19 protein-coding genes are annotated in these 24,473 nt (G+C 70.3%); 5 read left to right on the top strand and 14 right to left on the bottom strand.

Annotated features, from left to right (window positions below):
• Positions 1-34: 34 nt before the first annotated feature.
• From ispG to ACYSUO_RS21945, 4 genes are all read right to left on the bottom strand, one after another.
• Positions 35-1,192, bottom strand: coding sequence for a flavodoxin-dependent (E)-4-hydroxy-3-methylbut-2-enyl-diphosphate synthase (gene ispG, locus ACYSUO_RS21960; RefSeq protein ID WP_461777912.1), 1,158 nt, complete (start codon positions 1,190-1,192; stop codon positions 35-37).
• A gap of 172 nt (positions 1,193-1,364) precedes the next feature.
• Positions 1,365-2,654 carry a M50 family metallopeptidase gene (locus ACYSUO_RS21955; RefSeq protein ID WP_461778019.1) on the bottom strand — a complete coding sequence of 430 codons (1,290 nt, stop codon included), beginning with the start codon at positions 2,652-2,654 and terminating at the stop codon, positions 1,365-1,367.
• An 8-nt stretch (positions 2,655-2,662) separates the two neighbouring features.
• Entirely contained in the window at positions 2,663-3,931 is a 1,269-nt protein-coding gene (gene dxr / locus ACYSUO_RS21950) for a 1-deoxy-D-xylulose-5-phosphate reductoisomerase (RefSeq protein WP_461777911.1), read from the bottom strand.
• A gap of 76 nt (positions 3,932-4,007) precedes the next feature.
• Positions 4,008-5,960 carry an acyl-CoA dehydrogenase family protein gene (locus ACYSUO_RS21945; protein WP_461777910.1) on the bottom strand — a complete coding sequence of 651 codons (1,953 nt, stop codon included), beginning with the start codon at positions 5,958-5,960 and terminating at the stop codon, positions 4,008-4,010.
• Positions 5,961-6,220: 260 nt separating this feature from the next.
• Here ACYSUO_RS21945 and ACYSUO_RS21940 point away from each other — a divergent pair, with 260 nt between their 5' ends.
• Both ACYSUO_RS21940 and ACYSUO_RS21935 read left to right on the top strand, forming a co-directional pair.
• Complete coding sequence (locus ACYSUO_RS21940) at positions 6,221-6,622, top strand: hypothetical protein (protein ID WP_461777909.1); 402 nt, start codon at positions 6,221-6,223, stop codon at positions 6,620-6,622.
• Between the two features lie 317 nt (positions 6,623-6,939).
• A complete protein-coding gene (locus ACYSUO_RS21935; RefSeq protein ID WP_461777908.1) occupies positions 6,940-7,245 on the top strand; it encodes a hypothetical protein in 306 nt (101 codons plus the stop codon).
• 117 nt (positions 7,246-7,362) lie between these two features.
• On the opposite strand, the gene ACYSUO_RS21930 is transcribed toward ACYSUO_RS21935, so the two are convergent.
• From ACYSUO_RS21930 to ACYSUO_RS21920, 3 genes are all read right to left on the bottom strand, one after another.
• The gene (locus ACYSUO_RS21930; RefSeq protein ID WP_461777907.1) at positions 7,363-8,805 is read right to left on the bottom strand and encodes an aldehyde dehydrogenase family protein; all 1,443 of its coding nucleotides are present in this window, start codon (positions 8,803-8,805) and stop codon (positions 7,363-7,365) included.
• Between the two features lie 206 nt (positions 8,806-9,011).
• A complete protein-coding gene (locus tag ACYSUO_RS21925) occupies positions 9,012-10,667 on the bottom strand; it encodes a PucR family transcriptional regulator (protein ID WP_461777906.1) in 1,656 nt (551 codons plus the stop codon).
• Between the two features lie 177 nt (positions 10,668-10,844).
• Complete coding sequence (locus ACYSUO_RS21920) at positions 10,845-13,205, bottom strand: ATP/GTP-binding protein (RefSeq protein ID WP_461777905.1); 2,361 nt, start codon at positions 13,203-13,205, stop codon at positions 10,845-10,847.
• Between the two features lie 327 nt (positions 13,206-13,532).
• Between ACYSUO_RS21920 and gabT the strand changes: the two genes are divergently transcribed.
• On the top strand, positions 13,533-14,867 hold the full coding sequence (gene gabT / locus ACYSUO_RS21915) for a 4-aminobutyrate--2-oxoglutarate transaminase (protein WP_461777904.1): 1,335 nt from the start codon (positions 13,533-13,535) through the stop codon (positions 14,865-14,867).
• 558 nt (positions 14,868-15,425) lie between these two features.
• Positions 15,426-15,857 carry a phosphatase PAP2 family protein gene (locus ACYSUO_RS21910; protein ID WP_461777903.1) on the top strand — a complete coding sequence of 144 codons (432 nt, stop codon included), beginning with the start codon at positions 15,426-15,428 and terminating at the stop codon, positions 15,855-15,857.
• Here the strand turns inward: ACYSUO_RS21910 and ACYSUO_RS21905 are convergent.
• Both ACYSUO_RS21905 and ACYSUO_RS21900 read right to left on the bottom strand, forming a co-directional pair.
• The gene (locus tag ACYSUO_RS21905; RefSeq protein WP_461777902.1) at positions 15,811-17,658 is read right to left on the bottom strand and encodes a chitinase; all 1,848 of its coding nucleotides are present in this window, start codon (positions 17,656-17,658) and stop codon (positions 15,811-15,813) included. The genes ACYSUO_RS21910 and ACYSUO_RS21905 overlap by 47 nt on opposite strands.
• A 102-nt stretch (positions 17,659-17,760) precedes the next feature.
• On the bottom strand, positions 17,761-18,219 hold the full coding sequence (locus ACYSUO_RS21900) for a hypothetical protein (protein WP_461777901.1): 459 nt from the start codon (positions 18,217-18,219) through the stop codon (positions 17,761-17,763).
• 166 nt (positions 18,220-18,385) lie between these two features.
• On the opposite strand from ACYSUO_RS21900, the gene ACYSUO_RS21895 reads away from it, so the two are divergent.
• On the top strand, positions 18,386-18,757 hold the full coding sequence (locus tag ACYSUO_RS21895; protein ID WP_461777900.1) for a nuclear transport factor 2 family protein: 372 nt from the start codon (positions 18,386-18,388) through the stop codon (positions 18,755-18,757).
• A 3-nt stretch (positions 18,758-18,760) separates the two neighbouring features.
• Here the strand turns inward: ACYSUO_RS21895 and ACYSUO_RS21890 are convergent, their stop codons facing one another.
• From ACYSUO_RS21890 to ACYSUO_RS21870, 5 genes are read right to left on the bottom strand one after another with little or no spacing between them, the layout of a single operon-like run.
• Entirely contained in the window at positions 18,761-20,179 is a 1,419-nt protein-coding gene (locus tag ACYSUO_RS21890; protein ID WP_461777899.1) for an NAD(P)/FAD-dependent oxidoreductase, read from the bottom strand.
• A gap of 40 nt (positions 20,180-20,219) precedes the next feature.
• Entirely contained in the window at positions 20,220-21,008 is a 789-nt protein-coding gene (locus ACYSUO_RS21885) for an ABC transporter permease (protein ID WP_461778018.1), read from the bottom strand.
• An 11-nt stretch (positions 21,009-21,019) separates the two neighbouring features.
• A complete protein-coding gene (locus tag ACYSUO_RS21880) occupies positions 21,020-21,952 on the bottom strand; it encodes an ABC transporter permease (RefSeq protein ID WP_426900356.1) in 933 nt (310 codons plus the stop codon).
• Positions 21,949-23,121: an ABC transporter ATP-binding protein gene (locus ACYSUO_RS21875; RefSeq protein ID WP_461777898.1), complete on the bottom strand. Its 1,173-nt coding sequence runs from the start codon at positions 23,119-23,121 to the stop codon at positions 21,949-21,951. Before ACYSUO_RS21875 ends, ACYSUO_RS21880 begins: the two co-directional genes overlap by 4 nt.
• Positions 23,122-23,173: 52 nt before the next feature.
• On the bottom strand, positions 23,174-24,427 hold the full coding sequence (locus tag ACYSUO_RS21870) for a polyamine ABC transporter substrate-binding protein (RefSeq protein WP_461777897.1): 1,254 nt from the start codon (positions 24,425-24,427) through the stop codon (positions 23,174-23,176).
• Between the last annotated feature and the right edge of the window lie 46 nt (positions 24,428-24,473).

Here is a 24,473-nt window from a genome sequence, read left to right as displayed (position 1 = left end):
CCGGAATCGGGCGGCGGGCCTGGGTGCGACGGGGTCAGCCTGCGACGGATACCGACGGCTCCCCGGAAGGGATTCCGTCCTTTTCCATCTGCTCGGCGATCTTCATCGCCTCGTCGATCAGCGTCTCGACGATCTTGGACTCGGGGACGGTCTTGATGACCTCGCCCTTGACGAAGATCTGGCCCTTGCCGTTGCCGGAGGCGACGCCGAGGTCGGCCTCGCGGGCCTCGCCCGGACCGTTCACGACGCAGCCCATGACGGCCACGCGCAGCGGGACCTCCATGCCGTCGAGGCCGGCCGTGACCTCCTCGGCGAGCTTGTAGACGTCGACCTGGGCGCGGCCGCAGGACGGGCAGGAGACGATCTCCAGACGGCGGGGCTTGAGGCCGAGCGACTCCAGGATCTGGTTGCCGACCTTGATCTCCTCGACCGGCGGGGCGGACAGGGAGACGCGGATCGTGTCGCCGATGCCCTCGGAGAGCAGCGCGCCGAAGGCGACCGCCGACTTGATCGTGCCCTGGAACGCCGGGCCCGCCTCGGTCACACCGAGGTGCAGCGGGTAGTCGCACTGCGCGGCGAGCTGCCGGTACGCGTTGACCATGACCACCGGGTCGTTGTGCTTCACGGAGATCTTGATGTCGCGGAAGCCGTGCTCCTCGAAGAGGCCCGCCTCCCAGAGCGCGGACTCGGCGAGCGCCTCGGGCGTCGCCTTGCCGTACTTCTGGAGGAGCCGCTTGTCGAGGGAGCCCGCGTTCACACCGATCCGGATCGGCGTGCCGTGGTCGTTCGCCGCCTGGGCGATCTCCTTGACCTTGTCGTCGAACTGCTTGATGTTGCCCGGGTTCACCCGGACCGCAGCGCAGCCGGCCTCGATGGCCGCGAAGACGTACTTCGGCTGGAAGTGGATGTCCGCGATCACGGGGATCTGCGACTTCCGTGCGATGACGGGCAGCGCGTCGGCGTCGTCCTGCGTGGGGCAGGCGACGCGGACGATCTGGCAGCCGGACGCCGTCAGCTCGGCGATCTGCTGCAGCGTCGCGCCGATGTCGGAGGTGCGCGTCGTGGTCATGGACTGCACCGACACGGGCGCGTCTCCGCCGACCGCCACGGTGCCGACCTGAATCTGGCGGCTCTTGCGCCGCTCGGCGAGCTTGGTCGGTACCGACGGAATGCCGAGAGAAATCGCAGTCATCTGCTGTGCAACCCCAAGGTGTGGATCGAGTCCAGAGGCTTCCGAGATTACGTCACCGGCGCGTGCCCGAGCACATCGCGCCCCCTCAAACCCTCTTAAAGAGGGACTGCCCGGCACTCAGGGTGCCGGGCAGTTCCGAACATCGGACGACCGGCCCGTGTCCGGCGTCTGATCAGGAGATTTTCACCGGGTTCACCACGTCCGCGATCAGTACGAGGATGGTGAAACAGACGAAGACACCGGCCACCACGTACGCCACCGGCATGAGCTTCGCCACGTCGAACGGGCCCGGGTCGGGGCGTCGGAACACCTTCGCCACGTTCCTGCGCAGCGCCTCCCACAGGGCGCCCGCGATGTGCCCGCCGTCGAGCGGCAGCAGCGGCAGCATGTTGAACAGGAAGAGCGACAGGTTGAAGCCCGCGACCAGCATCAACGCCATGGCCAGCTGCTGGGTGGGCGGGATGTCGAGGGTGAAGATCTCGCCGCCGACCCGGGCCGCGCCGACCACGCCCATCGGCGAGTCCTGCTCGCGCGGGCCGTCTACGAACGCCGCGTCCCACAGGGCGGGGATCTTCGCGGGCAGCGCGATGATGGAGTCGACCGCGTCACCGACCCGGTCCGACATCCAGCTCACGGAGTCGCCGAAGTCCTGGCGTACGACGCCGGTGGCGGCGGTGAAGCCGAGGAAGCCCGCGTTGACGTAGCCGTCGGTGATCTGGCCGCTGGCGTCCTTCTTCGCGACCTGGTTCGTGGCGATCTTCGCGGTCAGCGTCTGCTGCTGTCCGTCGCGCTCGACGACGATCGGCACCGTCTTTCCGGCGCTCTCGCGGATTTCGTCGGACAGGGCGTTCCACTCGTCCGTCGTGACCCCGTTGAAGGACACGATCTTGTCCTTCGGCTGCAGGCCCGCCGCCTTCGCCGGGGACTCCGGGTCGGAGGCTCGGCAGTCGTCGCGGTTGGCGCTGGCCTGGATGACGCAGGACGAGACCGAGGAGACGACGTTCGTCTGCTGGGTGATGCCGAAGCCCATCAGGACCGTGAAGAACAGGCCGATCGCGAGGATCAGGTTCATGAAAGGACCGGCGAACATGACGATGACGCGCTTCCACGGCTTGCGCGTGTAGAAGAGCCGGGTCTCGTCACCGGGCCGCAGCTCCTCGAAGGCCGCCGCGCGGGCGTCCTCCACCATGGAGCGGAACGGCGAGGTCGAGCGGGACTCGATCTTGCCGTCGGCGCCCGGCGGGAACATGCCGATCATGCGGATGTAGCCGCCGAGCGGGATGGCCTTGACGCCGTACTCGGTGTCGCCCTTCTTCCGCGAGAAGATCGTGGGCCCGAAGCCGACCATGTACTGCGGGACGCGGATGCCGAAGAGCTTCGCCGTCGACAGGTGGCCCAGCTCGTGCCAGGCGATGGAGAAGAGCAGGCCCACCGCGAAGATGACTACGCCGAGGATCATCATCAAGGTCGTCATGCACGAGCCTCCGCGGCTGCCTTGTCCGTTGCGGTCAGTTCACGGGCCCGGGCGCGCGCCCAGGTCTCCGCTTCGAGGACGTCCGCGACGGTGAGGGAAGTTCCCGATCCCGGTGTGCCGTGTTCCTCGACGACCTTCGTCACGGTCTCCATGATCCCGTTGTACGCAAGGGCGCCGTTCAGGAACGCGTCCACGCACTCCTCGTTGGCGGCATTGAACACCGCCGGGGCCGTGCCCGCGAGCTCCCCCACGTGACGGGCGAGCCCCACGGCCGGAAACGCCTCGTTGTCGAGCGGGAAGAACTCCCAGCTGGAGGCCTTCGACCAGTCGAACGCGGGGGCCGCGTCGGGGATTCGCTCGGGCCAGCCGATGCCGACGGCGATGGGGCCGCGCATGTCGGGCGGCGTCGCCTGGGCGAGCGTCGAGCCGTCGACGAACTCGACCATGGAGTGCACGTAGGACTGCGGGTGCACGACGACTTCGATGCGGTCGAAGGGGATGTCGTACAGCAGGTGCGCCTCGATGACCTCCAGGCCCTTGTTGACCAGGGTCGAGGAGTTGATCGTGATGACCGGGCCCATCGCCCAGGTCGGGTGCGCGAGGGCGTCGTCCACGGTGACGTTCGCCAGGTCCGCCTTCGTACGGCCGCGGAACGGGCCGCCGGACGCGGTGACGACGAGCTTGCGGACGTCGGCGCGGGTGCCGCCGGCGAGGGCCTGGAAGAGCGCGGCGTGCTCGGAGTCGACCGGGATGATCTGGCCGGGCTTGGCGATCGCCTTCACCAGCGGGCCGCCGACGATCAGCGACTCCTTGTTGGCGAGGGCGAGGGTGCGGCCCGCCTCGAGTGCGGCGAGCGTCGGGGCGAGGCCGATGGATCCAGTGATGCCGTTGAGGACCGTGTGGCAGTCGCCGCGTCCGGCGATCTCGGTGGCGGCGTCGGGCCCCGCGAGGATCTCGGGCAGCGCCTCCCCCGGCCCGTACTGCGTGGCCAGCGCCTCGCGCAGCGCGGGCACGACGTCCTCGCGGGCCACGGCCACGGTGCGTACGCGCAGCCGGTACGCCTGCTCGGCGAGCAGTTCGACGCGGCCGCCCGCGGCGCTGAGCGCGGTGACGCGGAACCGGTCGGGATTGCGCAGGACGAGGTCGACGGCCTGCGTGCCGATGGAGCCCGTGGAGCCCAGGACGACGACGTCCCGAGGGGCGTCGGCCGGGGCCGGGTCGAAGACGAGGTGCGGGTCCGCGAGGGGGGATGGGCTGTCGCTCATCCCCCCATTCTTGCGTGAACTTCCTGTGCGTCCGACACGGGATGGCAGAAGGCGGTAAAGGATCAGACGTGGGGCATCAGCGGATCGGTCGGTGCACGTTCTCGTGTTTGCTCGGGCCGGGGGTCGCGTCGGCGATCCAGGGGCCGTCGCCGCTGGGGTCGACGACGCCCTGTTCCAGCCATGTGTACGTACCGCTGATGACGCCTTGGACGACCTTGCGGTCGAGGTCGTCGGTGTTGGTCCACAGGCGGTCGAAGAGTTCGTCGACGCGGATGCGGGACTGGCGGCAGAAGGTGTCGGCGAGTTGGTAGGCCTCGCGTCCGTACGCCTCGGTGGTGCGCAGGAGTTCGGCGCGTACGCAGGCCGCGCTCATGGCGAAGAGTTCGGCGCCGATGTCGACGATTCGGCCGAGGAAGCCCTGCTTCGTCTCCATGCGGCCCTGCCAGCGGGACATGGCGTAGAAGGTGGAGCGGGCGAGCTTGCGGGCGGAGCGTTCCACGTAGCGCAGGTGGGTGGAGAGGTCGGGGTGGCCTGAGGGGTGGAACTCGCTGTACGTGCGCGGGAGTTGGCCGGGCCCTGCGACCAGCTTCGGCAGCCACTTCGCGTAGAAGCCGCCCGCCTTCGCGCCCGCCTTCGCCTTGTCCGTCAGGGACTTGTCGGGGTCGATGAGGTCGCCCGCGACCGACAGGTGGGCGTCCACGGCCTCGCGCGCGATCAGCAGGTGCATGATCTCGGTCGAGCCCTCGAAGATGCGGTTGATGCGCAGGTCGCGCAGCACCTGTTCGGCGGGGACGGCGCGTTCGCCGCGGGCCGCGAGGGATTCGGCGGTCTCGAAGCCGCGGCCGCCGCGGATCTGGACGAGTTCGTCGGCGATCAGGCAGGCCATCTCGGAGCCGTACAGCTTGGCGAGGGCGGCCTCGATACGGATGTCGTTGCGGTCCTCGTCCGCCATCTGGGAGGAGAGGTCGAGGACCGCTTCCAGGGCGAAGGAGGTCGCCGCGATGAAGGAGATCTTCGAGCCCACGGCCTCGTGGAACGCGACCGGCCTGCCCCACTGTTCGCGCTCCGCCGACCACTCGCGGGCGATCTTGAGGCACCACTTGCCCGCCCCGACGCACATCGCGGGCAGCGAGAGGCGGCCGGTGTTGAGGGTGGTGAGCGCGATCTTGAGGCCCGCGCCCTCGGGGCCGATCCGGTTCGCCTCGGGGACGCGGACCCGATGGAAGCGGGTGACGCCGTTCTCGAGGCCGCGCAGGCCCATGAAGGCGTTGCGGTTCTCGACGGTGACACCCTCGGAGCCCGCCTCGACGACGAAGGCCGTGATGCCGCCCTTGTGGCCCTCCGACTTCGGTACGCGGGCCATGACGACGAGCAGGTCGGCGACGACTCCGTTCGTCGTCCACAGCTTCACGCCGTCGAGGACGTACGTACCGTCGCCATCGGGGACGGCGGTGGTGGCGAGCCGGGCCGGGTCGGAGCCGACGTCGGGCTCGGTGAGCAGGAAGGCCGAGATGTCGGTGCGGGCGCAGCGCGGCAGGAACGTGTCCTTCTGCTCCTGCGTGCCGAACTGCTTCAAGGGCTGGGGCACGCCGATGGACTGGTGCGCGGAGAGCAGCGCGCCGATGGCGGGCGAGGCCGAACCGACCAGCGCGAGCGACTTGTTGTAGTAGACCTGCGTGAGCCCGAGGCCGCCGTACTTCGTGTCGATCTTCATGCCGAGCGCGCCGAGCTCCTTGAGCCCGTTGATCGTCTCGTCGGGGATCTGCGACTCGCGCTCGATGCGCGCCGAGTCGATCTTCGTCTCGCAGAAGTCGCGCAGCTTGGCGAGGAACTCCTCGCCGCGCTGCGCGTCCTCGTCGGCGGGCAGCGGGTGCGGGTGGATGAGGTCGAGCCTGAACCGGCCGAGGAACAGTTCCTTGGCGAAGCTGGGCTTGCGCCAGTCCTGTTCACGGGCCGCCTCGGCGACCTGGCGTGCCTCCTTTTCGGAGACCTTCGCCCGGTGCTGGGGTGCGGAGGATGTTGCGGACATGAGGTTCACCTCGCCGCGCGTCGGGTCACCGGCCCGGTTGGTTACCGGTCGGTGCTACTCGATCGTATGTACCCGATAACGGGCATGTCGACCAGCCCTCGCGCAGAAATTCTTTGTCGATCCACATATGTGCTCCATTCATCAATAGTGGCGGAATGGACCGTAAGCGTGAATACAGGTGACCTCCGTCCCGCTTTCGCGGTTCAGACGGCGCGACCACTGCAGAATGCAGCCGTCACTCCCCCTGAATTGGAGAACTAATGATCCGGAAGATTCTGGCCGGCGCCGCGCTCGCGACCGCCGCCACCGCTGCCACCGTGAGCGCCGCCGGCGTGGCCTCCGCCACCACGGGCGGCCCCGAGGCCGAGAACCTGACGACGAGCGCGCACGACATGAACCAGGCCGCGCGCGTCGCCTACGGCGAGACGGTGAGCGGCACGGGCAACGGATCCTCCGAATTCGCCACCGACAACGGCGACGTCGCCATCGCCGGTGACCCGGGCGGCATCGCCAACTCCTACGGCGCCCCCTTTGCCAACGTCGACCTGCGCTGCGCCGTCCCGGCGGCCCAGGGCGTCGGCGGCAACGTCCTCGGCGGACCGGTCACGACCTGCAACAACGCGCCGGTCGACCAGTTCGACGCCCCCGAGCGCATCATCTGACCCTCTGCCGGAGAGCGGCCCACCGGCCGCACACCCGAGCAGCGTCCTCCCCGGCCGTGTCCCTCCTTGCACGGCCGAGGGAGGGCGCCCCTTTCTTTGCGCTTTCGCGCATTCGGGCATTCACTCATTCGCGCCTTCACGCTTTCGCGTATCCGCGCATTCGCGTGAACAGACCGCTTTTCCGTGAACCAGGATGCGAATGGGTTCACCACTGGCCTGTATGCATGAAAGCCGGTGACTTTTGCCCGGCTTCCCGGTTTCCTCCGGACGGCGGCCACATTTGCGGCCGTCCGCCAGCCTCTCAATTGGAGCAAAGAATGATCCGGAAAGTTCTGACCAGTGCCGCGCTCGTGGCGGCGGCCGCGGCCTCGACCGTCGGCGGAGCGGGCATGGCCGCGGCGGACGGCGGCTCCCAGGAGTTCGCCACCCGCAACGGTGACGTGGCCATCGGCGGCGACCCGGGCGGCATCCTCAACAGCTACGGCGCCTCGTTCGTCAACGTCGACCTGCGCTGCGCCGTCGCGGCGCCCCAGGGCGTCGGCGGCAACGTCCTCGGCGGGCCGGTGGCGGCGTGCACCAACGAGCCGGTCGACCAGTTCGACGCGCAGGAGCGCATCCTCTGACGCTCGTACGAGGACAAGCGACGGCCGGAGCCCCCGCACAGTGGGCTCCGGCCGTCGTGGTCCGGCGCGCGGATCAGGCACGCGCCGGGGGTTTTCGGTGTTCTTCTCGCGCAGTGACTACAGCGCGAGGCCCGTCAGGACGAGGACGCGCTCGTACGTGTAGTCGTCCATGGCGAACTTGACGCCCTCGCGGCCCACGCCGGACTGCTTGGCGCCGCCGTACGGCATCTGGTCGGCGCGGTAGGACGGGGCGTCGCCGATGACCACGCCGCCGACCTCGAGCGCGCGGTGGGCGCGGAACGCGGTCTGGAGGTCGTGCGTGAACACGCCCGCCTGGAGGCCGTACTTGGAGTCGTTGACGGCGGCGAAGGCCTCGGCCTCGCCGTCCACCTTCTTGACCGTGAGGACCGGTCCGAAGACCTCCTCGCAGGAGATCGTGACGTCGGCCGGGACGTCGGCGAGGACGGTGGGCGCGTAGGTAGCGCCGTCACGCTTGCCGCCGGCGAGGAGGGACGCGCCCGCGTCGACGGCCTCGGTCACCCAGGACTCGACGCGCTTCGCGGCGTCCTCGCTGACCAGCGGGCCCACGTCGGTGGCGTCGTCGGCCGGGTCGCCGGTGACCTGCGCCTCGACGGCCGCGACGATCTTCGGCAGGAGCCGGTCGTAGACGGTGGCGTCGGCGATGACGCGCTGCACCGAGATGCAGGACTGGCCGCCCTGGTAGTTGGAGAAGGTGGCGATGCGGCTCGCCGCCCAGTCCAGGTCCGCCTCGGAGGCGTAGTCGGCGAGAACGACGGCCGCGCCGTTGCCGCCGAGCTCCAGGGTGCAGTGCTTGCGCGGGACGCTGTCCATGATCGCGTAGCCGACGGGGCCAGAGCCGGTGAAGGAGATGACCGGGAGGCGCTCGTCCTGGACGAGGGCGGGCATGCGGTCGTTCGGGACGGTGAGCACCGACCAGGAGCCGGCCGGGAGGTCGGTCTCCGCGAGCAGCTCGCCGAGGATCAGCGAGGAGATCGGGGTGGCCGGGGCCGGCTTGAGGATGATGGGCGCGCCCACCGCGATGGCCGGGGCGACCTTGTGGGCGCTCAGATTCAGCGGGAAGTTGAAGGGGGCGATGCCGAGGACGACGCCCTTCGGGATCCGGCGGGTGATCGCCATGCGGCCCGTGCCGCCCGCGTCGGTGTCGAGGCGCTGGGCCTCACCGCTGTTCCAGCGGCGGGCCTCCTCGGCGGAGAAGCGGAACACGGAGACGGCGCGGCCGACCTCGCCGCGGGCCCACTTGATCGGCTTGCCGTTCTCCGCGGAGATCAGCTGGGCGATCTCCTCGGTGCGCTCGATCAGGCGGTCGGCCACGTGGTTCAGGGCCTTGGCCCGTACGTGGGCGGGGGTCGCGGCGAACTCGTCGACCACGGCGTGGGCGGCGGCGACGGCCTCCTCCACCTGGGCCTCGGTGGGCTCGGCGACGGTGCCGACGAGGCGGCCGTCGTAGGAGTTGTGGACGTCGAACGTCGTGTCACCGGTGGCCTGGCGGCCGGCGAGCCAGAAGGCGTGGGTGGTCATGGGGCGTGTACCGGCCTCTCCGTGGGTTTGGGGGGTGCGGTGACCACGGTAGGGCGGGTGCGTGGGGTTGCCGTTTGGACGATACGGCGTAGTCGTGGGTGACGGTTCGCCGAATTGGCGCACGGCAACGTGGTTTCGGCCTCGGGGCTCCGCCCCGGACCCCGCTGCTCAATCGCCGCAGGGGCTTAATTTGGCCACAACTGGCCCTACGTTCCCGTCGCCTTAAGCGCCAGCCACAGCTCCATGCGGACGTCCGGGTCGTCCAGGGAGCGGCCCAGGATCTCCTCCACCCGCCGCATGCGATAGCGCAACGTGTGGCGGTGGACGCCGAGGTCCGCCGCCGCCGCGTCCCACTGGCCGTGGCGGGAGAGCCACGCCCGGAGCGAGGCCACCAGGTCGCCCCGGCCCGTCGCGTCATGGTCGCGCAGCGCCCGCAGGAGGCCGTCCGCGAACGCCCGGACCGCGTCGTCGCCCAGCAACGGCAGCACCGAGCCCGCCGCCACGTCCTCGTGCTCGACGAGGATCCGGCCGCGTCTGCGCGCGACGGACAGCGCCTGTTCGGCCTGCTTGTACGCGGACACCGCCGCGATCGGCCCGGCCGGCGCCGAGAAGCCGACGACCAGTTCGTCCTCGGACGAGCCCTCCCCGCGCGTCGACTCCAGGGCCTCCGCGTACTGGAGGCAGGCCTCCGCCGCCGCCCCGCCGTCGACGGCCAGCAGCACGAGCCGCTCACCGTCGGGGACCACGAGCAGCGCCTCGCCGGAGCGCGCCGCCGCGGACTCCACGACGTCGGCGAGGACGGGGAGCGGTCCCGCAGGTCCCGCCCCCTGCTCCCGGGACCCGGTCACCGCCTCGGCCAGCAACGCCGCCGTCCCGCTCGACGGCGCCGCGACCGGCCGCGCCGTCCCGTTCTTCGGCGGCGCCGCGGCGTCCGCGATCACCATCCGGAACGGCGCGTCGAGCAGCGCCCCGTACAGGTCGCCCGCGACGGCCCGCGCGTGGTCGGGCTCCCCCGCGAGCAGCATCCGCAGGACGGCCGCGCCGATCCGCTGCTCGGCCTCGTACAGCGCCCGGGAGCGTTCGGTGGTGAGGGTGAGGAGGGCGATCGCCGAGTGCAGCGCGTACCGCTCGGCCGTGCCGAGGGCCGCCGCCGTGCCCACCGCGAGCGCCGCGCGGGGCCGCCGTCCGGTGCCGATGGAGTGCAGTTCGACCCGGTCGTCGGAGCCGCTCTCCACCACCGCGCTGGCGGGCGCGGGCCGGTCCCGCAGCCGCTCCACCTCGCCGGTCAGGCGGGCGGCGCGGCGGCCCGCCCAGTCGGGGGCGGTGGCGACGACGGCGCCCGACGCGTCGTACAGCGCCGCCCACCCGTCGACCTGCGCGGCGAGCACGCCGAGCACCCCTTCGGGGCCGCTGCCCAGCGCCTGCTTGGTGAGTTCGCGCTGGGCGGCGAATCCGGAGGTGACGGCCTTGTACTGCTCGGCGGCGATCGCGGCGGAGACCGCCTTGCTGATGGCGATGAACGGCGTGCGCGGCGGCACCGCGAGCAGCGGAAGGCCTTCGTCCTTCGCCGCCTTCACCAGGGCCTCGGGGACGTCGTCGTAGTTGACGCCGACGGCGAAGCCGAGGCCGACGACTCCCGCCTCGACGAGCCGCTTCACGTAGCGGCTCATCGCCTCCGGGTCCTCGGCGTCCAGCTTGAGCGCGGTCATCAGCAGGAGCTCGCCGCCCTCCATGTACGGGACGGGGTCGGCGAGTTCGCTCACGTGCGCCCAGCGGACCGGGGTGTCCAGGTGCTGCTCGCCCGCGCGCACGACGAGCTTGAGCGCCGAGTGGTGGACGAGCGAGGCGAGCGTGGGCGGCATAGGCCAGGCCTTCGGGTGAGCGGGGGCGTACACGGGGGCAGGGCGTACACGTGGATCCTGTGAAGCTTTTGGCCGGTGCGTATGAACGACCAGTGTCGATTCTGCCTCACCGTACGTACCGCTGGGGCCCCCGCCCCCTGAAAGCTCAGTCAACCTTCAGACGTTTTCACATGCTTTTCAGCCTCGGAGGTCCACGAGCAGCGGCGGAGCGTGCTCACCGCGCACAGTGGTGAGCGAGAGCACCGCGTGCCCCGGCGGCACCGCGTGCGCCAGATCGGAGGCCGACCAGCGCTCTCGCTCCACCTTGCGGACGGTGACGGCGTCCGTGGTGACGGCCTTCCCGGTCACCATCTGACGCGCCTTGTGCAGCGCGCGGGTCAGCGGCTGCTGCGCGAACACCGCGTGCTGCGCGACCTCCTCGGTCTCCACCCACTCGGTGCCCCAGGCCTCAGCGAAGCGCCGGCCGTCCCATGTGGTGACCCCGGAGAACGCCATGCGGCAGCCGACGGCCGCGTACAGCGGACCTTGCAGGGGCTCGGCGACCTCGCCGATGGTGCGCAGGCCGAGCACCACTCCGGCGTGCGCGGACCGCAGCCGCTGGATGCCGCGGACCGTCTCCGCGGTGACGGTGCGCGCCGCGTCGTCGAGGACCAGGCAGGCGAAGTGGGAGCGCCCGCCCCGGCCCCGTACGACGGAGGTGAACTGGGCGAGCAGCAGCCGGGCGAGCAGCCGTGACGCCTCTTCGTGGCCCTGCTCGGGCAGGTCGACGCGGACCCGCAGCGGGTGGTGCGCGAGGGCCCGTACGGAGAACGGGCGGGCGGCGGCCGGGTCGAAGAAGCCGGAGAAGATCGGGCGGTCGAGGAGGGCGAGGCGGTCAGCGAGCAGCGGGCCCGGATCGCTCGCGGTGCCGAACTGGCGCTGCCGGGCGTCGAGTTCGCGCCGCATCGCGGAGTCCGCCAGCAGGCGCCCCTTGAGGTCGGCGAACGCGTCGGGCCCGCCTTCGAGGAGTTCGCGCAGCACCGGCACGGCCGGAAACGTGCCGTGCGCCTCCCTGTAGGGGCCGAGGAGCTGGGCGAGCGCGGTGGCGGCGCGCCGGGTGTCGACCGTGTCCAGGTCACCGACAAGCCCCTCGGCGAGGAAGCCCGCCGCCTCGTCCGCGTCGGTGGCGTCCGCGTACAGGTCGAGGTCGTGCACCGACGACCGGTCGCCCGGCCTGACCACCACGTCGTACGCGTCGTCGGGGCCGAGCGGGGTGCCCTGCGCGCAGACCGCGAGCACGGCGCACTGCCCGGCGAGCGCCTGGAGCGCCAGGGACTCGACGACGGGGCGGACGACCCCCGCCGTCTTGCCCGCGCCCGGCGGTCCCACGGCGAGGAGCGAGGTGCCGAGCAGGTTCGGGTCGAGGGCCACGCCGGCGCCCCGCAGCGCGTACGGATTGCGCTCGTCGCGCGCGAAGGAGCCGATCCGCACCTGGCCGACGAGCAGGTCGTGCGCCGCCGCGCGGGCCGGCAGATCGCGCTGCCCCGAAGGGTGCGCCCAGGCGCCCGCGCCCTGCTTGAGCACGGTCTTGGTGAAGGCGGCCGGGTCGGCGGTGTGCCGCCAGGCGTGGGTGACGCGCGCGCAGTCGACGTCGTTCATGCGGCCGCCCGCCACCTCGGCGGTGAGCACGTCGGCGGCCTGGCCCTGGCCCGCCTCGCGCAGCTGCGCCCAGGCCTCGCGCGCGGGTGGTGCGGCGGGACGGGGCGGCGCCTCCTTCTTGCGGCGCGCGGACCAGAGGTCGAGCCAGCCGCCGATCCGGGCGAACGGCCACAGGACCGCCGCCGTGATCAGCGCGTACAGGAGGTAGGCGAGGACCGGGACCTGGAAGAAGCCGTAGCCGCCGGTGACGAGGACGACGAGGGAGAGGACCGGGTCGGCGATCGGCAGCGGCCGCCAGGAGAGGCCGAGCGCGTCCGGCCACACGAAGACCAGCACGCCCACGGCGGCGACCGAGGCGATGACGGCGCGGGCCGGCTGGGGCCTGCGGACGACGAAGTGCCGGATGCCCTCCCCCCAGGCCCCGAAACGGCCCACCAAGAAGACGAGCAGAGCGAAAGCCACGCCTTCGTAGACGACGAGTGCGTCGTACGCCTTCTGGTCGCGGGGCGAGGTCGTGCCCGGCCACCACCAACTGTCCGGCGTGAAGATCTTGAGCGGGGCCCACTGGTACGGCAGCGTGCCGCGCCGCCACAGGCTCCACAGCAGGACGCCGACCAGGAACGACAGCCCCATCCACACCAGCAGCTTGCGCCCGATCGCCGACGTGTCCCGCTCCGGGGGCCGGGGCTCGTACTCGTACCGCCACACACCCGGTTGGGTCTTGGGGCGGCGGGCGGCGAGCCACTCGGCCACCGAGCCGCGGGCCGCCGGGGGCGCCTGCCGGGGCATCGGCGGGGCGGCCGGGCGGGGCGGCCGCGCGGGACGCGGCACGGGCGCGGACGCCTGCCGCTCACCGCCCCCCGCACCCTGCGTGCCCTGCATGCCGCTTTCGCTGTCCATGGCCTAGCCCCCTGAGCTGCCCGGTCCGTCCGTGCCGTGTGCGTCGATCGCGCCTCAATCTAATGCCCGTACCAGGGGAGTTCACCGCATACGCGCCCCATGGGCCGGGCCCGTCGCGACGCGCGCGCCCGTCCCGTCCGGGGGCCGCACCGGATCCACACCTGTCCAAGACGGACAACAGGCACCACCGACCCCGCCCGTATGGAGCATGACCACCCCGCTCCCCCGCCCCTAACCTGCGAGAAACCCCCCGAAAGCAGCCCCGGCGACGTCGAGACCGAATGACCCGGGAGTCGGATCCGGCCCACCAGAAATAAGGAGCCCCGCATGAGCGACATCCCGCAGGAGCGCCGCGTCGTCACCGCCATCCCCGGCCCGAAGTCGCAGGAGCTGCAGGCCCGCCGCACCGCGGTCGTCGCCGCGGGCGTGGGCTCCACGCTGCCGGTGTTCACCGCCAAGGTCGACCGCGGCATCATCGAGGACGTCGACGGCAACCGCCTCATCGACTTCGGTTCCGGCATCGCCGTGACCTCCGTCGGCGCCTCCGCCGAGGCCGTGGTCCGCCGCGCCTCCGCCCAGCTGCAGGACTTCACCCACACCTGCTTCATGGTCACGCCGTACGAGAGCTACGTCGCGGTCGCCGAGGCGCTCGCCGAGCTGACGCCGGGCGACCACGCCAAGAAGTCGGCCCTGTTCAACTCGGGCGCCGAGGCCGTCGAGAACGCCGTCAAGATCGCCCGCGCCTACACCAAGCGCCAGGCGGTCGTCGTCTTCGACCACGGCTACCACGGCCGTACGAACCTGACGATGGCGCTCACTGCGAAGAACATGCCGTACAAGCACGGCTTCGGCCCGTTCGCCCCCGAGGTCTACCGCGCCCCGCTGGCCTACGGCTACCGCTGGCCGACCGGCGAGGAGAACGCAGGTCCCGAGGCCGCCAAGCAGGCCATCGACCAGATCTCCAAGCAGGTCGGCGCGGACAACGTCGCCGCGATCATCATCGAGCCGGTGCTCGGCGAGGGTGGCTTCATCGAGCCGGCCAAGGGCTTCCTCCCGGCGATCCGCCAGTTCGCCGCCGACAACGGCATCGTGTTCGTCGCGGACGAGATCCAGTCCGGCTTCTGCCGCACCGGCCAGTGGTTCGCGTGTGAGGACGAGGGCATCGTCCCGGACCTGATCACGACCGCCAAGGGCATCGCGGGCGGTCTCCCGCTCGCCGCCGTGACCGGCAAGGCCGAGATCATGGACGCCGCGCACGCGGGCGGCCTCGGCGGCACCTACGGCGGCAACCCGGTGGCCTGCGCCGGTGCGCTCGGCGCCATCGAGACGATGAAGGAGCTCGACCTCAACGCCAAGGCGAAGGAGATCGAGACGACGATGAAGTCGCGCCTGTCGGCGATGCAGGAGAAGTTCCCTGTCATCGGCGACATCCGCGGCCGCGGCGGCATGATCGCCGTCGAGCTCGTCAAGGACCCGGCCACCAAGGAGCCGGCCCCGGAGGCCACCGCCGCGCTCGCCAAGGCCTGCCACGCCGAGGGCCTGCTCGTCCTCACCTGTGGCACCTACGGCAACGTGCTGCGCTTCCTGCCGCCGCTCGTCATCGGCCAGGACCTCCTGAACGAGGGCCTCGACATCATCGAGAACGCGTTCGCCGCGCTCTGAGCAGCCCCCAGGACGCCGCTCCGGTAACAGGAGCCACACGCCCCGATCGTGATGACGTATGCCGCGACGCTTCCGTGACCTGCGACGACGGTCGGGCCGTGTGAAGAAGGTGTGCGAGGCCGATGGGATGTTGCGCAACCGGCTGTCGCACCCTCAGCCCCTGCCGTACGGTTTCTGCAGATGAGAGAAACACCCCGCTCGCAGGAGACTGCGGGCGAAACCGGGTCGAGGCCTCCCCAGCTTCGCCCTGGTCGTGCCCTCGCGCACACACCCGGAGCTTCCGGCTCCGGAACTCCTCACCGGTCGGACGGTCGCTCGCCCCAAACCCCCCGGGGCGCGCGATACGCCGGCCAGTTCGGCCGGTTCGGAACTACCCCCCCTGTTCCGAACCGGCCGACCACTTTTCTCACCCTCTTCGCGGCCCTCCTCTTCGCCGCACTCACCTGGCAGGTCGCCTCCGACGGCCCCCTCCTCGCGTACGACGAGCGCCTCGGCGACGCGATCCGCACGAGCGCGATCCCCGCAGGACCCGCCGAGTTCTTCGCCGACCTCGGCAACATGAGCGTCGCGCTCCCCGTCCTCGCGGTCACCCTCGCGTACGTCGCGTGGCGCACCCGCGCCTGGCTCACGGCGCTCGTCGCGGTCGTGACGATGGCCCTGGTCCCGGCCCTCGTGGCCCCGCTCCAGTCGCTCGTCGCCCGCCCGGGGCCGCCGCCCATGGCACCGGAGACCGGCTTCTACCCGTCGGGCCACACGGCGACGGCAGCGGTCGCGTACGGACTGTGCGTGCTGCTGCTCCGTTCACGCCCACTGGCCTACGGCTGCGTTCTGGTGAACGCGGCCGTAGGCCTGGGACTCGTACGCCAGGGGTATCACTGGCCGGCCGATGTGGTCGGCAGTTGGTGTCTGGCGGTGGTGCTGCTGTGGGCGGCGGCGTACGCGATCAGCCGAAGTAGCCGTCGAAGTTCTTCTGGAACTCCCAGTTGTTGAAGCGGTCCCAGTTGATGGACCACGTCATCAGGCCGCGCAGGGCCGGCCAGGTCCCGTGGGTCGCGTACGAGCCGCAGTTGGTCTTCTTGGTGAGGCAGTCGAGGGCCTTGTTCGTCTCCGTCGGGGACACATAGCCGTTGCCCGCCTGGGTGGAGGCCGGCATACCGATCGCGACCTGGTCGGGGCGCAGCGGCGGGAAGACGTTGGCCGCGTCGCCCGCGACCGGGAAGCCGGTGAGCAGCATGTCGGTCATCGCGATGTGGAAGTCGGCGCCGCCCATGGAGTGGTACTGGTTGTCGAGGCCCATGATCGAGCCGGAGTTGTAGTCCTGGACGTGGAGGAGCGTCAGGTCGTCGCGCAGGGCGTGGATGACCGGGAGGTACGCTCCCGCGCGCGGGTCCTGGCCGCCCCATTTGCCGGTGCCGTAGTACTGGTACCCGAGCTGGACGAAGAACGTCTCCGGGGCCATGGTCAGGACGAAGTCCTCGCCGTACTTGGCCTTCAGGGACTTCACCGCCGAGATCAGGTTCACGATCACCGGGGTCTTCGGGTTCTTGAAGTCGGTGTCGTCGGCGTTCAGGGAGAGGGAGTGGCCCTCGAAGTCGATGTCGAGGCCGTCGAGACCGTACTCGTCGATGATCTTCGAGACGGACGTGACGAAGGTGTCGCGGGCGGCTGCCGTGGTGAGTTGCACCTGGCCGTTCTGCCCGCCGATGGAGATCAGGACCTTCTTGCCCGCCGCCTGCTTGGCCTTGATCGCGGCCTTGAAGTCGGCGTCCGACTCGACTCCCGGACACTCCGCGGCCGGGCAGCGGTCGAAGCGGATGTCACCGGAGGTCGTCGAGGTGGGTTCGCCGAAGGCGAGGTCGATGACGTCCCAGCTGTCGGGGACGTCGGCGAGGCGGGTGTAGCCGGCGCCGTTGGCGAAGCTCGCGTGGAGGTAGCCGACGAGGGCGTGCGCCGGGAGGTCCGCGGATCCGGAGTCGCCGGGGCCCTCGGCCGTGGTCGCGGTGACGGTGGCCGACTTCGCGGACTCGCCCGCGTCGTTCACGGCGGCGACCTGGAAGCTGTGGGCGGTGGCGGGCGTGAGGCCGGTGACAGTGGCGGAAGTCCCAGCCACCGTCTGGGACTTGGTGCCGTTGCGGTACACCGCGTAGCTCGTGGCGCCGGGGACCGCCGACCAGGACAGGCCGACGCTCGTCGCGGTGACGGCCGAGGTCTTGAGGCCCGTGGGCGCGGCGGGCGGCGCCGGGGTCTCGGTGCCGGGGCCGAGCAGGGTGAGGTCGTCGGCGGTGTAGGCGGGGCTGCCGTACCAGCCGTGCGTGTAGATCGTGACCTTGGTGGTGGCGGGTCCTGTGCGGAAGGTGGTCCTCAACTGCTGCCAGTCGGAGGCCGACGGGGTCCAGGTCGACACGTCCGTGGTGCCGGTGCCGCTCGCACCGAGGTAGACGTAGCTGCCGCGGACGTATCCGGACAGGGTGTACGTGGAGTCGGGCTTGACCGTGACGGTCTGCGAGCACCGGGCGTTGTCGGCGCCGGACGGTGTGGCCTGGAGCGCCGAACTACCGCTGTGGGTGGGTGAGTTGACGGTCCTGCCCGTGTTGGACGAGCAGGTCCAGCCGTCCATGCCGGACTCGAATCCGCCGTTGCGGGCGAGGTCGACATCGGCGGCGCTTGCGGTGGTGGACAGGGCGGTGAGGCCGGTCGCGGCGAGCGCGGCGGCGGTGAGGCTCGTGAAGAGCCGGTGGGATCTGCGGGATCTGTGGGTTACGTGGGGCCTGTCGGATCTGGCGCGGGTCATGGCTGCCTCCGGGCGTGGCGGGGGAAACGAGCACGGTGGAGCGCGCCCAACTTGGTCCAGACCAATTGAGTTGTCAAGGCTCAGGCACGTGCGGCCCTCCCACTACTCCCCCGTGTCCCTTGCCAGTTGGGCCGCCGCCTCGTGCATCGCGAGTTCCAGGAGCGCCGGGTCCGTGAGCGTGCCCGAGCCGTCCGGCGGCACCAGCCAGCGCACGCCGCCCGCGAGCCGGCCGGGGTAGGGCGCCACGATCCAGCTGCCGCGCCCCACCGCGCGCACCCCGGTGCCGAGCCAGCGGGCGGCCGTGCCCGCGGGCACGAAGAAGCCCATGCGGGAGGCGCCGGAGTCCCCGAGCACGGGGCCCGGCCTGTCGATCACCCGGCGCAGCACGTCGAGCGTCGGATAACCCAGCTCCCCCGGCAGGATCAGCACGTCCCACCGCTCGCCCGCGGGCAGCAGCGCCACCCCGTGCGGATTGCGTTCCCACTCCCAGCGGCAGGCGTCCGGATCCGGTGCCACGGACACCAGCCACTCGACGGCGGCCTTGTCGCCCGAGCCAGTCATGAAGAGGCCTCCTCGTTCACATCGACGCTGATCGTCACGAACGAGAGGGAGAAGTGGCCCGAGCATTACGCGACTTCGGTTACCTGGAAGTAGTGAATTTCCGGAGCCGCGTGCGACCAGGGCGTACGCCGGGTGATCAAGACGGGCGCACCCGTACCCTCGGGCCATGGAAGAGGACGAGAAAACGCAGGTACAGGCGGCGATCGACGGGGAGCTGCGACTGCAGGACCCGGACGTACGCGCGCACGACGAGCTCGTACTGGCGCTGCTCGACCCGGAGTTCTTCGAGTTCGGCGCGTCCGGACGGCACTGGGGGCGGGAGTCGATCCTGGAGGCGACCGGGACCGCGCCCGCGGCTCCCGGCCCGCCGGTCCGGGTCACGGAGATGGCGGGGACGCTGCTCGCCCCCGGCGTCGTGCACCTCACGTTCAGAACGGACGACGGCGAGCGCCGGGTGAACCGCAGCTCCCTGTGGCGCCGCCACCCGGAGTCCGGGTGGCGGATGTACTTCCATCAGGGCACGCCGACGTCGGCGTAGCGCTCAGCTGTCGAAGCCCAGGCCCACCGTGTCCATCGCCTTCAGCCACAGATTGCGGCGGCCGCCGTTCTCGTCGGCGCGGGCGAGGGACCACTTGGTGAGCGCGATGCCCGTGGCCGCGAACGGCTCGGGCGGGAACGGGAGCGGCTTCTTGCGCACCATCTCCAGCTCCGTACGGTCCGTGCGCTCGCCCGAGAGCAGGTCCAGCATCACGTCCGCGCCGAACCGCGTCGCGCCCACGCCGAGGCCCGTGTACCCGGCGGCGTACGCCACCCGCCCCGCGTGCGCCGTGCCGAAGAACGCGGAGAAGCGGGAGCAGGTGTCGATGGCGCCGCCCCAGGCGTGCGTGAAGCGCAGGCCCTCCAACTGCGGGAAGCACGTGAAGAAGTGGCCCGCCAGCTTCGCGTACGTCTCCGGGCGGTGGTCGTGCTCGGCCCGCACCCGGCCGCCGTACGGGTAGATCGCGTCGTAGCCGCCCCAGAGAATGCGGTTGTCGGCCGAGAGCCGGAAGTAGTGGAACTGGTTGGCCGAGTCGCCGAGGCCCTGGCGGTTCTTCCAACCGACCGCCGCCAACTGGTCCGCGCTCAGCGGCTCCGTCATCAGCGCGTAGTCGTACACCGGGACCGTGTACGCGCGCGTGCGCTTCACCAGGGACGGGAAGACGTTCGTGGCGAGCGCGGTGTGCCGGGCGAAGACCCGGCCGTACGGGGTGCGGACCGCGACGCCCGCGCCGTTCGAGGCCAGCTCCGTGGCCGGCGTGTTCTCGTACACGCGGACGCCGAGGTCGAGGCAGGCCCGCTTCAGGCCCCACGCGAGCTTCGCCGGGTGCAGCATGGCGACGCCGTGCCGGTCGTGCAGGGAGCCGAGGAACGTGGGCGACGCGACCTGTTCGCGGGTCTCTTCCGCGTCGAGGAGCTCGATGCCGTCGGCGAGACCGGCGTCGGCCAACTCCGCGTGGAACTCGCGCAGTTCGGCGACCTGGTGGGGCTGCGTCGCCACGTCCAGTTCGCCGGTGCGCTCGAAGTCGCAGTCGATGGAGTAGCGGGCCACCGCCGCCTCGATGGCGTCGAGGTTGGCGGCGCCCAGCTCCTCCAGCTTCTTGATCTCCTTCGGCCAGCGGGCGAGCCCGTTGGCCGTGCCGTGCGTGAGGGAGGCGGCGCAGAATCCACCGTTGCGCCCGGAGGCGGCCCAGCCGATCTCGCGGCCCTCGACGAGGACCACATCACGCCCGGGATCACGCTCCTTGGCGAGCAGCGCGGTCCACAGTCCGCTGTAGCCGCCGCCGACGACCAGGAGGTCGCAGTGTTCGTCGCCGGTCAGGGCGGGGCGGGCCTCGGGCCTGCCGGGGTCGTCGAGCCAGTAGGCGACCGGCTTGGCGTCGGCGAGTGAATTCGTCCAGCGATTCATGGCGCGTGCGGCCATGATTCCAACTCCCTCAGAAATGCTCAGAAATGCGAGTAGATCAAGCAGTTTTGTTCTTGCGCTTACCGATGGTCATTGCAGCCAGCACACACAGTACGGCGACCAGGAACATGGCCGTACCGATGACATTGATCTGAACGGGCGTTCCGCGCTGCGCCGAACCCCAGACGAACATGGGGAACGTGACGGTCGAGCCCGCGTTGAAATTGGTGATGATGAAATCGTCGAAGGACAGCGCGAAGGCGAGCAGCGCGCCCGCCGCGATACCGGGCGCCGCGATCGGCAGCGTCACCCGCAGGAACGTCTGCACCGGACCCGCGTACAGGTCCTGCGCCGCCTGTTCCAGGCGCGGGTCCATCGACATCACGCGCGCCTTCACCGCCGTCACCACGAAGCTGAGGCAGAACATGATGTGGGCGATGAGAATCGTCCAGAAGCCCAGCTGGGCGCCCATGTTGAGGAAGAGCGTGAGCAGCGAGGCCGCCATCACGACCTCCGGCATCGCCATCGGCAGGAAGATCAGCGAGTTGATCGCGCCGCGCGCCCTGAACCGGTAGCGGACGAGCGCGAAGGCGATCATCGTGCCGAGGGCCGTCGCGCCGATCGTGGCCCAGAAGGCGATCTGGAGGCTCAGCGAGAGCGAGCCGCACATGTCGGCGACGCCGCACGGGTTCTTCCAGGCATCCGTCGAGAACGCCTGCCATTCGTAATTGAAGCGGCCCTTCGGTTTGTTGAAGGAGAAGACCGTCACGACGAGGTTCGGAAGCAGGAGATAGCCGAGCGTAACGAGGCCCGCCATCACCACGAGATTCTTTCGAAGCCAGCGCATCAGCATCGACATCAGACGAGGTCCTCCGTCCCGGAACGCCGGATGTAGAAGGTGACCATGAAGAGAATGGCCGCCATGAGAATGAAGGAGAGCGCCGCCGCCGTCGGATAGTCGAGAATCCGCAGGAACTGCGTCTGGATGACGTTTCCGATCATGCGGGTGTCGGTGGAGCCGAGCAGGTCCGCGTTCACGTAGTCGCCGGTCGCCGGGATGAAGGTCAGCAGCGTCCCGGAGACCACGCCCGGCATCGACAGCGGGAACGTCACCTTGCGGAAGGTGGTGAACGGGTGCGCGTACAGGTCACCCGCCGCCTCGTGCAGCCGGCCGTCGATCCGCTCAAGAGACGTGTACAGCGGCAGGATCATGAACGGCAGGAAGTTGTACGTGAGTCCGCACACCACCGCGAGCGGTGTGGCGAGGACCCGGCTGCCGTCGGTCATGCCGAGCCAGCTCGTGACGTCGAGGACGTGCAGCGAGTTGAGCGCGCCCACGACCGGGCCGCCGTCCGCGAGGATCGTCTTCCACGCGAGCGTACGGATCAGGAAGCTGGTGAAGAACGGGGCGATCACCAGGATCATGATGAAGTTGCGCCAGCGGCCCGCGCGGAACGCGATGAGATACGCGAGCGGGTAGCCGAGCAGCAGACACAGGATCGTGGCGAGACCCGCGTACAGCACGGAGCGCAGGAACTGCGGCCAGTACTCGGACAGCGCGTCCCAGTACGTCGCGAAGTGCCAGGTGACCTTGAAGCCGTCCTCGAGTGACCCTTGCTGCACGGAGGTCGAGGCCTGGTAGACCATCGGCAGCGCGAAGAAGACGACCAGCCACAGGATGCCGGGCAGCAGCAGCCAGTACGGGACGAGGCGGCCGCGCTTGCGGGGCTTTCGCGGTTCTTCCGTCGGCGTGGGCGCCGCCGGGGGCGCGTCGGAGAGTGTCGTGCTCATGCGCCGGCGTCCTCCGAGACCTTGGCCGCGCCCGCCTCGACATCCTGCGCGGCGTCGAGGCCGAAGGTGTGCGCGGGGTTCCAGTGCAGGACGACCTCCGCGCCGGGGGCGAGGCGGCTGTCGCGCTCGATGTTCTGCGCGTAGACCTCGAAGGAGTCGCACAGCGGACTGTCGATGACGTACTGCGTGGAGACGCCGATGAAGCTGGAGTCGGCGATCTTCCCCGTGATGCGGTTGCGGCCGTCGGGGATCTCGCCCGCGTCGTCGGCGTGCGTGAGCGTGATCTTCTCGGGCCGCACGCCGAGGAGCAGCTTGTCGCCGGTCGCGGTGGTGCTCGACGAGTTGCGCGCGCTGGGCAGGACGAGCTTGCCGCCGCCCGCCTTGAGGGTGAGGTCGTCGCCGGCGCGGCCCGCGATCTCGGCCTCGATGAAGTTCGAGGTGCCGAGGAAGTTCGCGACGAACGTCGAGCCGGGGTTCTCGTACAGGTCGGTGGGGGCGCCGAGTTGTTCGACGGTGCCCGCGTTCATCACGGCCACGGTGTCGGCCATCGTCATGGCCTCCTCCTGGTCGTGCGTGACGTGCACGAACGTGATGCCGACCTCGGTCTGGATGCGCTTGAGCTCCAGCTGCATCTGGCGGCGCAGCTTGAGGTCGAGGGCGCCGAGCGGCTCGTCGAGCAGCAGCACCTTGGGGTGGTTGATGAGCGCGCGGGCCACGGCGACGCGCTGCTGCTGGCCGCCGGAGAGCTGCTGCGGCTTCTTACGAATGTGCTCGCCGAGCTGCACCAGGTCGAGCATCTCCTCGACCTGCTTCTTCACGGACTTGATGCCGCGCCGGCGCAGGCCGAAGGCGACGTTCTCGTAGATGTCGAGGTGCGGGAAGAGCGCGTACGACTGGAAGACGGTGTTCACCGGGCGCTTGTACGGGGGCAGGGACGTCACGTCCTGGTCGCCGAGGTGCACGGTGCCGGTGGTCGGGTCCTCGAGGCCCGCGATCATGCGGAGCGTCGTGGTCTTCCCGCAGCCGGAGGCGCCGAGCAGCGCGAAGAACGAGCCCTGGGGCACGGTGAGGTCGAGCGGCCGGACGGCGGTGAAGCCGTTGTCGTACGTCTTGCTGATCCCGGAGAGACGGACGTCTCCGCCGGTCTCCGACGTCGTAAGGGTCGTCATGGTGAGTCCAAGGAGTCGGTGAGGGCAGGGTTGCTGGGCGAGCGGGATCGGCTCAGCCGCCGGTGAGCTGGGCGAACTTCTGCTCGAACGCCGTGTCTTCCTTGGCCGTCAGGGAGCGGAAGTTGTGCGCCTTCGCCGACATCTCCTTGTCGGGGACGATCAGCGGGTCGTTCGCGACATCCTTGTCGATCTTGGCGAGCTCAGGCTTGACGATGCCGGTCTCCAGCGGCGAGACGTAGTTGATCCACGCCGCCAGCTCCGCGCCGACCGCCGGCTCGTAGTAGTAGTCCATGAGCTTCTCGGCGTTCGTCTTGTGACGTGCCTTGTTCGGGACCAGCATGTTGTCGGTCGACGAGATGTAACCGGCGTCCGGGATCGCGAACTTGACGTGCGGGTTGTCCGCCTGGAGCTGGACGACGTCCCCTGCCCAGGCGAGGCAGGCCGCGAGGTCGCCCTTGCTGAGGTCGGAGATGTAGTCGTTGCCGGTGAAGCGGCGCACCTGCTTGTTGTCGACGGCCTTCTGCACGCGCGCGATCGCCGCGTCGAAGTCGTCGGCCTTGAAGGTGCGCGGGTCCTTGCCCATGTCGATCAGCGTCATGCCGATCGTGTCGCGCATCTCGGAGAGCAGGCCGACCTTGCCCTTGAGCTTCGGGTCGTCGAGGAGCTGGGAGACCGAGGTGATCTCTTTCCCGCCGGTGGCCTTGGTGTTGTACGCGATGACCGTCGCGATGCCCTGCCAGGGGTAGGAGTACGCGCGGCCCGGGTCCCAGTCGGGGTTGCGGAACTGGGTGGCCAGGTTGGTGTACGCGTGCGGCAGGTTGGCCGGGTCGAGCTTCTGCACCCAGCCGTAGCGGATGAGGCGTGCGGCGAGCCAGTCGGTGAGGACGATGATGTCGCGCCCGGTGTCCTGGCCTGCCGCGAGCTGCGGCTTGATCTTCCCGAAGAACTCGACGTTGTCGTTGATGTCCTCGGTGTACTTGACCTTGATCCCGGTGCGTTTGGTGAACGCCTCGAGCGACGGGCGGTGCTTCTCGTCGTCGCTCATGTCGATGTACTCGGTCCAGTTGGAGAAGTTGATGGTCTTCTCCTTGGCCGAGTGGTCCTCGGACGAGATGCCGCCCGAGGACTTGCTCGCCGCGGGGATGCCGCAGCCGGTGAGGGCGCCGAACCCACCGACAGCGAGCGCGCCGCCTGCCGAGGCGCGCATCAGGGAGCGGCGGGACATCGCGGCCCTGCCGTTCCTGAAGCTGCGGTGCATGGCGGCCAGTTGGGCCGGGGACAAACGGTCGGGCTCGTACTGCTCCATGCGCGTGGTTGCCCTTTCGGGAGGAGTGGCGGCCGGTGGTCGGTCG

The organism is Streptomyces sp. UC4497 (assembly GCF_054871485.1).
The sequence above is the reverse complement of the archived record's forward strand: the minus strand, read 5'-3'. Positions and strand labels throughout refer to the sequence as shown.

Excerpts from the sequence above, each read along its gene's own strand:
- ACYSUO_RS21905 (WP_461777902.1), bottom strand. The coding sequence starts at position 17,658 with ATGACCCGCGCCAGATCCGACAGGCCCCACGTAACCCACAGATCCCGC.
- ACYSUO_RS21925 (WP_461777906.1), bottom strand. The coding sequence starts at position 10,667 with ATGCCGCCCACGCTCGCCTCGCTCGTCCACCACTCGGCGCTCAAGCTC.
- dxr (WP_461777911.1), bottom strand. The coding sequence starts at position 3,931 with ATGAGCGACAGCCCATCCCCCCTCGCGGACCCGCACCTCGTCTTCGAC.
- ACYSUO_RS21945 (WP_461777910.1), bottom strand. The coding sequence starts at position 5,960 with ATGTCCGCAACATCCTCCGCACCCCAGCACCGGGCGAAGGTCTCCGAA.
- ACYSUO_RS21875 (WP_461777898.1), bottom strand. The coding sequence starts at position 23,121 with ATGACGACCCTTACGACGTCGGAGACCGGCGGAGACGTCCGTCTCTCC.
- ACYSUO_RS21940 (WP_461777909.1), top strand. The coding sequence starts at position 6,221 with ATGATCCGGAAGATTCTGGCCGGCGCCGCGCTCGCGACCGCCGCCACC.
- ACYSUO_RS21930 (WP_461777907.1), bottom strand. The coding sequence starts at position 8,805 with ATGACCACCCACGCCTTCTGGCTCGCCGGCCGCCAGGCCACCGGTGAC.
- ACYSUO_RS21910 (WP_461777903.1), top strand. The coding sequence starts at position 15,426 with ATGAGCGTCGCGCTCCCCGTCCTCGCGGTCACCCTCGCGTACGTCGCG.
- ACYSUO_RS21955 (WP_461778019.1), bottom strand. The coding sequence starts at position 2,654 with ATGATGATCCTCGGCGTAGTCATCTTCGCGGTGGGCCTGCTCTTCTCC.
- ACYSUO_RS21890 (WP_461777899.1), bottom strand. The coding sequence starts at position 20,179 with ATGGCCGCACGCGCCATGAATCGCTGGACGAATTCACTCGCCGACGCC.
- ACYSUO_RS21900 (WP_461777901.1), bottom strand. The coding sequence starts at position 18,219 with ATGACTGGCTCGGGCGACAAGGCCGCCGTCGAGTGGCTGGTGTCCGTG.
- ACYSUO_RS21870 (WP_461777897.1), bottom strand. The coding sequence starts at position 24,427 with ATGGAGCAGTACGAGCCCGACCGTTTGTCCCCGGCCCAACTGGCCGCC.
- ACYSUO_RS21920 (WP_461777905.1), bottom strand. The coding sequence starts at position 13,205 with ATGGACAGCGAAAGCGGCATGCAGGGCACGCAGGGTGCGGGGGGCGGT.
- ACYSUO_RS21935 (WP_461777908.1), top strand. The coding sequence starts at position 6,940 with ATGATCCGGAAAGTTCTGACCAGTGCCGCGCTCGTGGCGGCGGCCGCG.
- ACYSUO_RS21895 (WP_461777900.1), top strand. The coding sequence starts at position 18,386 with ATGGAAGAGGACGAGAAAACGCAGGTACAGGCGGCGATCGACGGGGAG.
- ACYSUO_RS21885 (WP_461778018.1), bottom strand. The coding sequence starts at position 21,008 with ATGCGCTGGCTTCGAAAGAATCTCGTGGTGATGGCGGGCCTCGTTACG.
- gabT (WP_461777904.1), top strand. The coding sequence starts at position 13,533 with ATGAGCGACATCCCGCAGGAGCGCCGCGTCGTCACCGCCATCCCCGGC.
- ispG (WP_461777912.1), bottom strand. The coding sequence starts at position 1,192 with ATGACTGCGATTTCTCTCGGCATTCCGTCGGTACCGACCAAGCTCGCC.
- ACYSUO_RS21880 (WP_426900356.1), bottom strand. The coding sequence starts at position 21,952 with ATGAGCACGACACTCTCCGACGCGCCCCCGGCGGCGCCCACGCCGACG.